This window comes from Rhodococcus sp. WB1 (genome assembly GCF_001700945.1).
Lineage (GTDB): Bacteria > Actinomycetota > Actinomycetes > Mycobacteriales > Mycobacteriaceae > Rhodococcus > Rhodococcus aetherivorans.
This window is the reverse complement of sequence record NZ_CP015529.1, coordinates 4,244,869-4,257,253: the sequence shown is the minus strand read 5'-3', so window position 1 is coordinate 4,257,253 and position 12,385 is coordinate 4,244,869. Positions and strand designations below refer to the sequence as shown.

General features: G+C 66.0%; 12 protein-coding genes. 7 read left to right on the top strand and 5 right to left on the bottom strand.

Annotated features, from left to right (window positions below; translation table 11 throughout):
- Positions 1-28: 28 nt before the first annotated feature.
- The 4 genes from A4U64_RS18935 to A4U64_RS18920 are packed head-to-tail and all read left to right on the top strand — an operon-like array spanning position 29 to position 3,690.
- Positions 29-910, top strand: coding sequence for an SDR family NAD(P)-dependent oxidoreductase (locus A4U64_RS18935; protein ID WP_065922958.1), 882 nt, complete (start codon positions 29-31; stop codon positions 908-910).
- A 2-nt stretch (positions 911-912) separates the two neighbouring features.
- Positions 913-1,146 (top strand): ferredoxin, encoded by a 234-nt coding sequence (locus A4U64_RS18930; protein WP_080688541.1) that lies wholly within the window; start codon positions 913-915, stop codon positions 1,144-1,146.
- Positions 1,147-1,186: 40 nt separating this feature from the next.
- Complete coding sequence (locus tag A4U64_RS18925) at positions 1,187-2,410, top strand: cytochrome P450 (RefSeq protein WP_006936278.1); 1,224 nt, start codon at positions 1,187-1,189, stop codon at positions 2,408-2,410.
- Positions 2,411-2,430: 20 nt separating this feature from the next.
- Positions 2,431-3,690, top strand: a complete 1,260-nt coding sequence (locus tag A4U64_RS18920) for a cytochrome P450 (RefSeq protein WP_050034670.1) — start codon at positions 2,431-2,433, stop codon at positions 3,688-3,690.
- A gap of 52 nt (positions 3,691-3,742) precedes the next feature.
- On the opposite strand, the gene A4U64_RS18915 is transcribed toward A4U64_RS18920, so the two are convergent.
- Positions 3,743-4,894: an acyl-CoA dehydrogenase family protein gene (locus A4U64_RS18915; protein WP_029541658.1), complete on the bottom strand. Its 1,152-nt coding sequence runs from the start codon at positions 4,892-4,894 to the stop codon at positions 3,743-3,745.
- 52 nt (positions 4,895-4,946) lie between these two features.
- Complete coding sequence (locus A4U64_RS18910; protein WP_006936272.1) at positions 4,947-6,116, bottom strand: aromatic ring-hydroxylating oxygenase subunit alpha; 1,170 nt, start codon at positions 6,114-6,116, stop codon at positions 4,947-4,949.
- 164 nt (positions 6,117-6,280) lie between these two features.
- Here A4U64_RS18910 and A4U64_RS18905 point away from each other — a divergent pair, with 164 nt between their 5' ends.
- The 3 genes from A4U64_RS18905 (at position 6,281) to A4U64_RS18895 (ending at position 9,781) form a co-directional block, all read left to right on the top strand.
- Positions 6,281-7,315, top strand: coding sequence for an acetyl-CoA--Cys-GlcN-Ins acetyltransferase mycothiol synthase (locus tag A4U64_RS18905; protein WP_006936271.1), 1,035 nt, complete (start codon positions 6,281-6,283; stop codon positions 7,313-7,315).
- Positions 7,316-7,440: 125 nt separating this feature from the next.
- Entirely contained in the window at positions 7,441-8,265 is an 825-nt protein-coding gene (locus A4U64_RS18900) for a mycofactocin-coupled SDR family oxidoreductase (RefSeq protein WP_050034671.1), read from the top strand.
- Between the two features lie 19 nt (positions 8,266-8,284).
- Positions 8,285-9,781 carry an aldehyde dehydrogenase gene (locus A4U64_RS18895; RefSeq protein ID WP_029541665.1) on the top strand — a complete coding sequence of 499 codons (1,497 nt, stop codon included), beginning with the start codon at positions 8,285-8,287 and terminating at the stop codon, positions 9,779-9,781.
- Between the two features lie 130 nt (positions 9,782-9,911).
- On the opposite strand, the gene A4U64_RS18890 is transcribed toward A4U64_RS18895, so the two are convergent.
- The 3 genes from A4U64_RS18890 to A4U64_RS18880 form a co-directional block, all read right to left on the bottom strand.
- Positions 9,912-10,574 carry a TetR family transcriptional regulator gene (locus tag A4U64_RS18890; protein ID WP_050036283.1) on the bottom strand — a complete coding sequence of 221 codons (663 nt, stop codon included), beginning with the start codon at positions 10,572-10,574 and terminating at the stop codon, positions 9,912-9,914.
- 86 nt (positions 10,575-10,660) lie between these two features.
- The gene (locus tag A4U64_RS18885) at positions 10,661-11,524 is read right to left on the bottom strand and encodes an alpha/beta fold hydrolase (RefSeq protein WP_050034672.1); all 864 of its coding nucleotides are present in this window, start codon (positions 11,522-11,524) and stop codon (positions 10,661-10,663) included.
- Positions 11,525-11,547: 23 nt separating this feature from the next.
- The gene (locus A4U64_RS18880; RefSeq protein WP_029541674.1) at positions 11,548-12,339 is read right to left on the bottom strand and encodes an SDR family NAD(P)-dependent oxidoreductase; all 792 of its coding nucleotides are present in this window, start codon (positions 12,337-12,339) and stop codon (positions 11,548-11,550) included.
- Positions 12,340-12,385: the final 46 nt, after the last annotated feature.

Below are 12,385 nucleotides of genomic sequence, written 5' to 3'. Positions count from 1 at the left end.
TGTTACATGTTCGAGCTGAGGAGCTTTGATGAAACTCGAAGGTAAGGTCGCGCTGATCACCGGTGCCGGGTCCGGGTTGGGACGCGAGGCGTCGCAGTTGTTCGCGTCGGAGGGCGCGAAGATCGCGGTGGTCGATATCGATCCGGAGCGTGCGAAGGGCACGGTCGAGTTGGTCGAGCAGCAGGGTGGTTCGGCGATCGCGGTCACCGCCGATGTACGCGTCGAGCAGCAGGTGGTCGATGCGGTGGCGGCGACGGTGGCGGCGTTCGGCAAGCTCGACATCGCGTGGGCCAATGCCGGGATCGTCTCGCGCGGTGGTGTGCCGTCCGTTGCGGGTGGTGAGCAGGTCGAGTTCCAGGATCTGACGGACGCGGACTGGCAGGACGTCATCGGGGTGAACCTGTCCGGCGTGTTCTACACCGCGAAGGCGGCGGTGCCGGCGTTGCGGGCCAATGGTGGCGGTGTCATCCTGGCGACCTCGTCGGCGGCGTCGTTCGTGGCGTACCACAGCATCGCAGCGTATTCGGCGACGAAGGCCGGTGTGAACGGGATGGTTCGCGGTCTGAGCCTGGATCTGGGCAAGTACGGGATCCGGGTGAATGCGATCGCCCCGACGCACGGGATGTCGCCGAACTTCCTGGCGCCGGCCGGTGCTCCGGTGGTGGGGCAGTCGTACGAGGAGGTCGTCGGTCCGTGGGACCCGAGTGTCTCGCCGATTCCGCTCAAGCTCAATCGTCCGCCGTCGCTGAAGGACAATGCGCGGGCTGCGTTGTTCCTCGTGTCGGACGAGTCGGCATACATATCCGGTGTCACCCTGCCGACCACCGACGGCGGCACCTTGTCTCGTGTGGCGATGATGTTCCCCGAAGACGGGAACAACCCGCCGCCGATGGTCACCGGCGAGGAATGACGATGACTGCCCACGACACGGAAGCGCAGTCAGGCACGCGCCGACTCGTCGTGGATCGGTCGGCGTGCGCCGGGCACGGCCTCTGTTACGGCCGCGCCCCCGAAATCGTCGACTGCGATGATGCCGGATACCCGGTGCTCGTGCAGGAAACGCTCAGGACCGAGGAGCACATCGTGGCGGCCGAGGAGGCCGTCGCGATGTGCCCCGAACGAGCCCTGAGCCTCGAAACACTCTGACTTCTCGAGCAACACAGACCCTTCGAACGGGGCGATCAGCATGACCATCACCGACGAAATGTCGACACCTGTCGTCGACTTCGACATCTACGACCCGTCGCTCACGGACCCGGTGGACACCGTGCAGGAGAAGGTCGCCGAACTCGCGGCCAAAGGCCCTGTCGTCTACTCGACCGCGCACGGCGGCCACTGGATCGTCACCCGGTACAAGGAGCTCCACGAGGTCCTCCGCGACCCGGAAACCTTCTCGAGTTACCCGAACAACCTCGTCAATGCCGGGGACGGCAAGTTTCTGCCGCTCGAGCTCGACCCGCCGGAGCACACCGGATATCGGGTGGCCCTGCAGCCGCTGTTCTCCCCGAACCGGATGAAGGCGCTGTCCGAGCAGATCCGGGGCGTGGTCAACGAACTGATCGACAGTTTCGCGGGCAAGGGTGAGGCGGAGTTCATCGCCGACTTCGCGCACGAGCTGCCCACCCGCGTCTTCCTCGCGTTGATGGACTGGCCACTCGAGGACGCCCCGATACTCACCGAGGCCACCGACACCGCCCTGATGGGCAAGCCCGGCGCCAGCGAGGACGAGTCGGCGAAGGCACGCGCCGAGGCAGCCCAGCAGATGTTCGCCTACTTCCAGAAGATCGTCGACGAGCGTCGCGCGAACCCCGGTGAGGATGTCACCTCCGCACTCATCCGCACCGAGGTCGACCTCGAGGACGGCAAGCGACTGCTCACCGACGAAGAGCTGACCCGCATGTTCTTCCTCCTGCTCATCGCAGGTCTGCACACCGTTCAGGGATCGCTGGCCTGGGCCGTGATCCACCTGGTGAACAATCCTCGTCAGCGCGCCGCGCTCATCGAGGACGACTCGCTGATCCCGAACGCCGTCGAGGAGGTCCTGCGGATCGAGGCTGCAGTGAGTATGGGCCGCCGTGCGACCCGCGACGTCGAACTCGGCGGGGCGAAGATCAAGGCCGGCGACCAGTTGCTGCTGGTGCTCTGTTCGGCCAACCGCGACGGAAGCGAATTCGAGGATCCCGACGAGTTCGTGATCGACCGGTCACCGAACCGGCACCTGACATTCGGTGCCGGTCCGCACCGGTGCCTGGGCTCACATCTGGCCCGCATCGAACTGTCGATCGCGCTCGAGGAATTGCACCGCCGGATTCCGGACTACGAACTCGTCGAATCCGATCCGCCGATCCTGCACGCAACGCAGGTGCGGGGCTGCTTGCGGCTTCCGATCAGGTTCACACCGACGACCTGAGCGTCGGATCGGTAGGTTCCATGGATTCAGAAGGGTGCAACGCGTTGACTGCCAGTAACGTATCCGAGGATCTGCTCGTCGACTTCGACGTGTACGACCCAGCTCTCGCCGCTCCGGTCGATGTCTTCCAGGAAAAGGCCGCCGAACTCCGTGCCCGCGGACCGATCGTCTACTCCCCGCACCACGGTGGGCACTGGATCGTCACGCGGTACGCGGACATCTTCCGCATCCTGCGCGATGCCGAGACGTTCTCCAGCTATCCGAACAACCTGGTCGATGCCGGCCAGGGCAAGTTCATCCCGGTCGAGATCGATCCGCCCGAGCACACGCAGTATCGTCAGGCGCTCCAGCCACTGTTCGGTCCGGCGCGGATGAAAGAGCTCGAGCCGAGGATCCGCGAGATCATCAACCAACTGATCGACGGCTTCGCGGACTCCGGCCGGTGCGAATTCGTTGCCGAGTTCGCGCATGCGCTGCCGACTCGTGTCTTCCTCAGTCTCATGGGCTGGCCTCTCGACGATGCCGAACAGTTCACGGAGTGGACGGATATTGCGCTCCAGGGGATTCCGGGAGCCGGCGAGGAGGAATCCGCCCGTGCCCGGGCAGAAGCGGCAACGAACGTGTTCGAGTACTTCGGTGCATTCGTGGATCGGGTGCGTTCCGGGCAGGAGGACTCGGAGAGCGTCACCGCACAGATCATCGATACCCCGATCCGGATGGACGGAGTCGAGCGGCACCTCACTGACGAGGAACTGCGCCGCATGTTCTTCCTGCTGCTCATTGCCGGACTGCACACGGTGCAGGGTTCACTCGGTTGGGCCATGGTGCACCTTGCGAACAACCCGGTGCAACGGCAGGCGCTCATCGACGACAGCAGCCTGGTGCCGGACGCAGTCGAGGAGATCCTCCGCATCGAAGCCGCCGTCAGCATGGGCCGGCGGGCCACCCGCGATGTCGAGATCGCCGGCGTCAACATCAAGGCCGACGATCAATTGTTGCTCCTGCTGTGTGCGGCCAACCGCGACGAAGCCGAGTTCGACAATCCGGACGCGTTCGTGATCGATCGTGGCCCGAACAGGCATCTGTCGTTCGGCGCAGGGCCGCATCGGTGCCTCGGGTCTCACCTCGCCCGCCTCGAGCTCACCTTGGCGATGGAGGAGATACATCGGAGAATCCCCGACTACGCGCTGGTCGACAGTGATCCGCCGTTGATGCACGGCACGTCGGTGCGTGGTTGCGTGCGGCTACCGCTCACATTCACACCGGAATCGCGAAGCTGACACGAGGAAGGGGACCCGATTCGATCGGGTCCCCTTCCTCGTGTGCCGGGGCTCAGGCCTTCAGCAGATCACGGTGGATGATTTCCTTCATGATCTCGTTGGTGCCACCATAGATCCGCTGGATGCGGGCGTCGATGAAGGCCTTCGCGACCGGGTATTCCATCATGTAGCCGTAGCCGCCGTGGAACTGCACACCGGCGTCGATCACACGGCCCTGCAACTCGGTGGCCCACAGCTTCGCCTTGGACGCGTCGACCGCGGTGAGCGTGCCCTTGTTGTGTTCCCGGACGCAGCGATCGAGGTAACTGCGTGAGACCTCCACCGCCGTCTGCAGTTCCGCGAGAGTGAAGCCCATTCCCTGGAACTCGCCGATGCGCTTGCCGAAGGCGGTGCGTTCCTTGACGTAGTCGAGTGTCCAGCTCATGACGGCCTCGGCGGACACCTGCGCGGCGATGCCGATACCGAGCCGCTCCAGCGGAAGGCTCTGCATGAGGTAGCCGAAGCCCTGCCCCAGCTCGCCGAGCACATTCTCCTTGGGAACGCGGACATCCTCGAAGAACAACTCGGCCGTGTCCTGGGCGTGCAGACCGACCTTGTCGAGCTTGCGGCCGCGGGAGAACCCGGGCGTTCCGTCTTCGACCACGAAGAGGCTGAACCCTCGCGAACCGGCTGCGGGGTCGGTCTTGGCGAAGACGATGACGAGGTCGGCCAGGATGCCGCTCGTGATGAACGTCTTGGACCCGTTGAGGACCCAATGGTCGCCGTCGCGCACTGCGGTGGTGGTGATGCCCCGCAGGTCGCTGCCGGCGGCCGGTTCGCTCATCGCGATCGCGCCGATCGTCTCGCCCGTGACGAATCCGGGCAACCACCGCTGCTTCTGCTCATCGGTGGCATGGCGGAGCAGGTAGTTGAGGACGATGTCGTCGTTGGTCGAGAACCCGGACTGCAGCGCGGACGCGCCCACCCGCGCAATCTCGGACTGGATCACGACGCGAAAGCGGTAATCGAGCTCGCCGGGCCCGCCGTACTGCTCAGGGACGCTCAGGCCCAGCAGTCCTTGCTTACCCGCGGCGAGCCAGGTTTCCCGGTCGATGAGCCGGTCGGCGTCCCACTTCTCGAGATTTGGGACGACGTGCTTGTCGACGAAGCTCCGCACGGAGTCGCGAAACAGTTCGTGGTCGTGTTCGAAGAGATCGCTCTCCATGTAATCCTCCTGATGCGGGGCGCCCGCAGGCGCCCCGCTGTGGTGTTCGGTGTCAGTTCTCGCCGACGAGTTTCTGGATCTCGCGGCGGAAGACCTGGTTGGCAACCTCGTTGCGGCCCAGGAGCATGTTGCCGGCGTTCGCGCTGTCCATGGCGACCTGCGAACCACGCAGGATCGGGAAGTCCTCGTTGTGGAGGACCGCGATCAGGATCTCGACGTTCTTGTCCCAGATCCGATTCCAGCGCTCCTCGGTCATGCCGCTGTCTTCGAGCGTCGGTGCGATCAGACGGATCTCCATGTGGCAGCGCTGCGGATCGCTCCGGTGGGGGCGGAAGGTGAGCAGCTGGAAATGGTCGGGCTGCTTGAGCAGGGTGCTGTTGGGACCCACCAGGTGGCTTTCCGTCACGTGCTCGGCGAGGCTGCGATCGCCGGGGTCTTCCTCGATCCACCGGTCGATGGTCTTGCGGAGATTGAGGAACCGGCAGTGATGTCCGAAGTCCTCGAAGGCCATGACGTTGGTGTGGATGTGCTTGGCGGCGGTGTTCGGGTGCGCGTACTGGATGTGGTAGCCGTCGAGGAACGCGTCCTGCATCAGCTTCCAGTTGACGGGCTCGTCGAAGCGCTGAACTCGGGTAGTCACCATTTTGTCCATGCCGTATGACCCCATGATCGAGTCCATTTCGGGGCCGAGCCAGTCTGCGACATCGATGGTGGCGTCGGCGTCGTCGACAACCCAGACGAATCCGTGACGTTCCTCGGTCGGGAGTTGCACGAGGTTCCGTTCGGAACGGTCGGCGTCACCGAACGTGTTGTCGCGGGTGATGGTGCGCAGCGCGCCGTCGGTGTCGTAGGACCAGCGATGGTACGGGCAGGAGAACAGGCGGCAACGGCCCTTCTCCTCCTTCTCGACCATCGCGCCGCGGTGACGACATTGGTTCACCAGGGTTTTGACGCTGCCGTCGCGCTGACGGACGACGATGACATTGTTCCGCGGCAACTGGAGGGTGACGAAATCGCCCGCGCGGGGGATCTCGGAGCCGTGGATGATGATCGACGGAACCCGGCCGAAGACACGCTCGCGTTCGAGCTTGGCGATCTCCGGATCGGTGAACTCGACGGGTTCGAACCACGTGACGTGCTCGAATTCGTCGGTGGTGTCGTTGCGCAGATGGTCGAGAGCGCGGCGAATGCGTTCCTCGCGGGGAATTCCGACCTCTGTCATGGCTGCCCTCCAGGCGGTGGTTCGGATCGATGACGCTAAATCTAACTCAAGTAGTTTTAAGTGTAAACCCCGGACCGGTTGCGGGTGGCGCTTCGGCCGTTGCGGCCCTATACCGATCGGCATTAGATTTATGAGAACTGACCCGCAGATGAGGAGCGAACAGGATGATCTCGTATCAGTGGTGTTCGGAACTGGATTCCGGCGATCGGGACGAGGTGCTGGCTCTTGTCGCCGCGGCCGCCGAGTACGACGAGGAAGCCGGGTTCTCGCGGATCCACCCCGGTGATGTGACCTCGACGAGTCGCGACGGCGTCCGCGTCTCCCATCTGCCGATCAAGGCGCGCAAGGACCTGAGCGCGCGCGACGACGCGCCGCTGGTGATTGTGGCCTACCTGCACCTGCAGGTGGACGGCGAGGGGCTGGGTACCGTGCAGTTCGTCGTCCATCCGGACTACCGGTCGCGCGGTGTGGCCACGATGCTGGTCGAGGAGATCGGCCTGGGCACGACAGCGGACGGCGGCTGGGAGCGCACCGGTGCGGTGGCTCTGCGCTGCTGGGCGTACAGCACGCACCCCGCGTCCGAACGTCTCGCGCGACGGTTCGGCATCCCGGCGGTGGGCAGGCTGTGGACGTTGTTCCGCCACCTGTCCGGCCCGTTCGCGATCCCGCTCGACGAGGTCGCGGCGCCCGAGGGCATCACGACGGGCGACGCGCGTCCGCTCGGTGATCCGGCGGTGTCGCGGGCGATCGACGAGGTGCTGGACGCGGCGTCGCTCGTACTCGCGCAACGCGAGCGCCTCGCCGACGAGATCCGCCTCGGTTCCGGCAATGTGCTGGTCGCAACCGACTCTTCGGGAGCGAAGGTGGGGTTCGTGTGGTCCGATCCGGCGCTGTCCACCCACCTCGAGTTGGATGCGGCGTCGGTCCGGGCGCTCGTGCTCACGGAGACCGCCCGCGGGGCGGGCCTCGGGATGACGCTCCTCACGATGGCACTCGGGGCGCTGCGCGACGCGGGGGCCCAGATCGCCCTGATTCGTATCGACCCGGACGACGCGGGGGCGGTGCGCATGTGCCGGTTGATGGCATTCGAGCAGGAGGGGGAACATTCCTGCTACCAGGTCGGCGAGTGGGCCGAGGCGCCCAGCTTCCGAGTCCGCCCGGGTGAGACGAGCGACGAATCTTGTCCGACGTTGACCTAAAGGGTTTAGGCAACTACCGTCTGTGGTGCGCCTCACACTGATGTGTGGGTCCCCAACTTCACTACGTTCCCACGCAGGGCGCTTGCCCGCCCGGAGCTGGGGCGTGCAATCGGAGGAGAACACTCATGGGTCGACTCGAAGGCAAGGTCGCTTTCATCACCGGTGCGGCGCGAGGCCAGGGGCGCTCGCACGCCGTCCGGCTCGCCGAAGAGGGGGCATCCGTCATCGCGATGGACATCTGCGACCAGATCCCCACGGTCTTCTATCCGATGGCGACCAGCGACGACCTTGCCGAGACCGAGCGGCTGGTCAAGGAGGCCGGAGGCTCGATCGTCGCGTCCATTGGAGACGTCCGCAACATCGAGGATGTCCAGCGGGCCTACGACGCGGGCATCGCACAGTTCGGCAAGGTCGACATCGTGCTGCCGAACGCCGGCATCATGCCGGTGATCGGTCCCGGTGAACAGCGCCAGGCATGGCACGACGCAATCGACACCATGCTCACCGGGGTATGGCACGTGCTCGAGGTGACGGTGCCGCACCTCGTCGAACGGGGGGAGGGCGGGTCGATCATCATCACGAGTTCTGCGGCCGGCCTGACGAGCATCGGGCTGAACACCCTCCCCGGTCAGGTCGGGTACAGCGCCGCCAAGCACGGTGTTGTCGGTCTCATGCGGATCTACGCGAAACAGCTTGCCCCGAACAGTATTCGGGTGAACACTGTGCACCCGACCGGCGTGAACACGCCTATGGTGGCGAACGCGGAGTACGGCGAGTTCGTCAACTCCCATCCCGAGGTTGCCGCCGACGAGTCGTACAAGAACCCGATGCCGGTCGAATTGATCGAGGCCGTCGACATCAGCAACGCGATCGTCTACCTCGCCTCCGACGAGGCTCGTTACGTCACCGGTGTCACGCTCCCGGTCGACGCCGGCTACAACATCCGCTGAAGCGAAGGAGCTTTCACATATGACCACCACCGAAGCCTCGACGGGTACCACCCCGTCGATCGCCGACCGCGAACAGGTTTTCATCGGCGGCCGCTGGGTCGATTCGACCGGCGGCGAATGGGTCGACGTCGTCGACTCGTTCACCGAGGAGAAGGTCGCGCGGGTGCGCACCGCCACGGTCGAAGACGTCGCCAAAGCGGTTGCCGCAGCGCGTGAATCGTTCGACAAGGGCGAGTGGTCGTCTCGCAGCATGGCAGAGCGCGCCGATGTCGTCGACGCCATCGCCGACCGCCTCGAACGGCGGGTGGACGAGCTCACCCCGATCGGGGTCATCGAGGTCGGCGTGCCTGTGAGCGTCAGCCGGCCGACCCAGGAGATGGTCGGCGGGTTGTTCCGTGCGGTGGCCGCTGTGGCCCGCACGTTCGAGACCACCGAGGAGCGTCCGCGCGCAGCGGGCGGTGTCTCGCGCATCGTGAAGGAACCGACGGGCGTCGTTGCCGCGATCATCCCGTGGAACGGCCCGGTCGGCACGATCGCGTTCAAGCTCGCCCCGGCGCTGGCCGCGGGCTGCTCGGTCGTGCTCAAGACCGCACCGGAGGCACCGCTCTCGCCGTCGGTGTTCGCGGACATCATCGCCGAGCTGGTCGCGGAAGGTCGCATTCCCGAGGGGGTCGTCAGCGTGCTGTGCGCCGACCGCGAGGTGTCGGAGACGCTCGTGACCAACCCCGACGTCGACCACGTCACCTTCACCGGCAGCACCGCGGCGGGCCGGCGCATCATGTCGCTGGCAGGCGAGCGCATCGCGCGTGTCTCGCTCGAACTCGGCGGCAAGTCCGCGGCGATCATCCTCGACGACGCCGACATCAACCACGTGGTGCAGACGCTCCCCATGGGGGGCTGCATGCAGTCCGGTCAGGCGTGCATCGCCCTCTCGCGCGTGCTCGTCTCCCGCAAGCGTCACGACGAGGTGCTCGAGGTCCTGAAGGCCGCGTATGGCGCGTTGCCGATCGGCAACCCGTGGGAGCCGACCAATTTCCTCGGCCCGCTCGCGTCGAAGCGACAGCAGGATCGCGTCCTGGGATACATCGACATCGCGAAGGAGGACGGCGCGAAGGTCGTGCTCGGCGGCGGTCGACCGGAGGGATTCGACAAGGGCTTCTTCGTCGCACCGACACTGCTCGACAACGTCGACCCCGACTCCCGGATCGCGCAGGAAGAGGTCTTCGGTCCGGTCATCTCGGTGATCACCTACGAAGACGAAGAGGACGCCATCGCGATCGCCAACAACTCGATGTACGGGCTGTCGGGTGCGGTGTACACGGAGGACATCGACCACGGGTTCGAGGTTGCGCGGCGCATCCGCACCGGCACCATCAGCGTGAACACCGCGACGATGGACTTCACCCTGCCGTTCGGCGGCTATAAGCAGTCCGGCGTGGGCCGTGAGGGCGGCCTCGAAGGTCTCGAGGAGTTCTTCGAGATCAAGACCGTCCACATGCCCGCTCCGGCCCGGTAGGACCGACGACGACGCCCCGCGATTCGATCCGCGGGGCGTCGTCGTTGCGTCGTGGGTGGTCGTACGACTGCCGATCAGGTCAGTGGGCCGACACGCTCGGTGGGCCGACACGCTCAGTGGGCCGACACGCTCAGTGGGCCGACGCGCTCAGTTGGCTCTTGTCCGCGATCTCTACCTGAGCGTTGCGCACCACGCCGTGGAGGAAGCTGCGGATCATCTCCTCGAACAACTGCCGGGAGGTCATCTCGTTCTCGGCGAGAGCTCGCGCCAGCAGCGGCTGCGACTCCGGGTCGACGTTCGGGAAGATCGTGTTCTTCGTACTCGGCTTGCGCATCGCCTCGGTGAGCACTGCGCCCAGCGTCAAACGCTCCATGCCGTCGAGAATCTGGACGTGCAGGCGGGCCGGCACGCCGGACTCCTCCAGGAATCGGGCAGTGTCCTCGTAGGTGCCGATCAGCAGATCACGCGGAAGATACTGGAGCAGGATCGGCGCGGCATTGCGGTGCTTGAGGATCGACTGACGCAGATTCATGCTCAGCGTCACGAAGTACTCGGGCCAGTCCGGGCCGGGCCTGCGGCGTGGCAGGGTGCCGGCGCCGGCAATCTGTCGCGCGACAGCCTGGAGGATCTCCGACTTGTCGGCGAAGTGGTGGTAGAGGGAGGGCGCCCGTACCCCGAGGTGCTTCGCCAGCCGCGGCAGGCTGAAGGCATCGAGTCCCTCGGAGTCGATGATCTCGATGGAAGCCGCCACCGCGGACGCGCGACTGATGAGAGGCTTCGACGGTCGGGCCATCATCTACTTTCAGCTCGTGCGGTCCGCCGGGCGGGTCTGCCCGGCGGGTGACCTATAGATGCTATCTGTTCCGGTCCGGCCGGTGGTTACGCCGTGAGGACGGCCTCGTCGAGGAACTCGACCAGGCCGCGGCTCAACACGTCGTTGTCGTCGCCGCCCACCATGTGCCCGGCACCGCCCACGTCGATGTACCGCGCCCCGGGGATCAGTTCCAGGAGTTCGCGCGCACCTTCGATGCTGACGACGTCGGACTGGGCACCACGAATCAGGAGGGTCGGAACCGCGACGGCGCGCGCCGCGGCCCGGGCCCGCTCCTCGCGCTCCGCGGCAGCATCCGGAAGGTTCGTCCGATGCGACAGCATCCGCGGATCCCAGTGCCAGTACCAGCGACCGTCTCGCTCGCGCATGTTCTTACGCAACCCCTCCACCCGCGGCGGACGGCTCCGGTGCGGGTTGTACGCGATCACGGCGTCGAGCGCGTCGTGCAGGCTGTCGAAGCCCGCCAGTCCCGCGCGCATGAATCCGGTGATCTTGGCCAACCCCTCGGGTTCGGCCTTCGGGGTGATATCCACCAGCACCAGCGCGCGGGAGAGCCCCGGATTGTCTCCTTCGGCGACGAGTGAGGCCATACCGCCCATCGACGCTCCCACGAGCACCGGTGGCTCACCGAGTTCGTCGACGATCGTGCAGATGTCGCGCGCGTGTGCGTCGGAGCTGTAGTCGCCGTCGTCGGCCCATCCGCTGTGGCCGTGCCCGCGCGCGTCGATCGCGTATGAGCGCCATCCTTGTTCCGAGAGGCGGATTCCGGTGCGCTGCCACGAGTGCCTCGTCTGCCCGCCGCCGTGCAACAGCAGGACGGTCCCCTTCCGCTCGGACGGGGGCTCCCAGACATCGGCGACCAGGGAAACGCCGTCGCCCCGAAGTGTGGTCACGGTGCTGGAGATCGTCATCGTTTCGCCCTTCGTCGTCGGAGTCAGTGTCCGGAAGTCCCACCGTCGACGGCGAGCGTCGACCCGGTGATGTAGCCGGAAGCACGGCTGGCGAGGAACACGACGGCGGCGTCGATCTCGCGCTGCGTGGCGGTGCGACCGAGCGAGCAGCCGCGCAGGAACTCCTCGAGGGTATCCGACGACATCTCGGCGATCAGGTCGGTCTCGACGAAACCCGGCGCGATCGCGTTCACGCGGATCCCTTTTCGCTGCGACCACTGATGGGACAGATCGCGGGTGAGGCCGACGAGACCGGCCTTGCTCGCGGCGTAGGCGGCCTGGGGGAGCACCGACTTGACCAGCCCGAGCATGCTCGCGATGTTGACGATGCTCGAGCCCGGCTTCATCACGCGTCCGCATGCTTGCGCTGCCCAATACGCGCCGAGCAGATTCACGTCCAGCACGGAACGGAAATCCTCGGGTCGCTCGCGCGTCGCGGGTGCGGAATGGGTGACGCCGGCGTTGTTGATCAGGATGTCGAGCCGACCGAACTCGGCGACCGTGGCCCGGGCGAGGGCGTCGCACTGCTCGGGGTCGGTGACGTCGGTGGGGACGATGAGGCAGCGTCGGCCGGTGGCCTCGATCGTGGGGCCGACGGCGTCCAGCTTCTCGCGACGGCGTGCGGCGATCACCACGTCCGCCCCGGCCTCCGCGAGGGCGCGCGCGAACCCTGCTCCGAGGCCGCTGCCGGCGCCCGTGACGACGGCGACGGACCCGTCGAGCCTGAAGAGGTCGAGGATCGAGCCGGTGTCGTGTGCGGTATCTGTCGAGGTCATGTGGCTGCTCCCGGTGCTGCGTGTCATGGGGTTCGTCTGTGGGCCT

Bases quoted from the DNA above. Each gene is read 5' to 3' on its own strand.
- A4U64_RS18910 (WP_006936272.1), bottom strand. From the start codon at position 6,116: ATGACAGAGGTCGGAATTCCCCGCGAGGAACGCATTCGCCGCGCTCTC.
- A4U64_RS18905 (WP_006936271.1), top strand. From the start codon at position 6,281: ATGATCTCGTATCAGTGGTGTTCGGAACTGGATTCCGGCGATCGGGAC.
- A4U64_RS18915 (WP_029541658.1), bottom strand. From the start codon at position 4,894: ATGGAGAGCGATCTCTTCGAACACGACCACGAACTGTTTCGCGACTCC.
- A4U64_RS18930 (WP_080688541.1), top strand. From the start codon at position 913: ATGACTGCCCACGACACGGAAGCGCAGTCAGGCACGCGCCGACTCGTC.
- A4U64_RS18895 (WP_029541665.1), top strand. From the start codon at position 8,285: ATGACCACCACCGAAGCCTCGACGGGTACCACCCCGTCGATCGCCGAC.
- A4U64_RS18920 (WP_050034670.1), top strand. From the start codon at position 2,431: ATGGATTCAGAAGGGTGCAACGCGTTGACTGCCAGTAACGTATCCGAG.
- A4U64_RS18900 (WP_050034671.1), top strand. From the start codon at position 7,441: ATGGGTCGACTCGAAGGCAAGGTCGCTTTCATCACCGGTGCGGCGCGA.
- A4U64_RS18890 (WP_050036283.1), bottom strand. From the start codon at position 10,574: ATGGCCCGACCGTCGAAGCCTCTCATCAGTCGCGCGTCCGCGGTGGCG.
- A4U64_RS18880 (WP_029541674.1), bottom strand. From the start codon at position 12,339: ATGACCTCGACAGATACCGCACACGACACCGGCTCGATCCTCGACCTC.
- A4U64_RS18925 (WP_006936278.1), top strand. From the start codon at position 1,187: ATGACCATCACCGACGAAATGTCGACACCTGTCGTCGACTTCGACATC.
- A4U64_RS18885 (WP_050034672.1), bottom strand. From the start codon at position 11,524: ATGACGATCTCCAGCACCGTGACCACACTTCGGGGCGACGGCGTTTCC.
- A4U64_RS18935 (WP_065922958.1), top strand. From the start codon at position 29: ATGAAACTCGAAGGTAAGGTCGCGCTGATCACCGGTGCCGGGTCCGGG.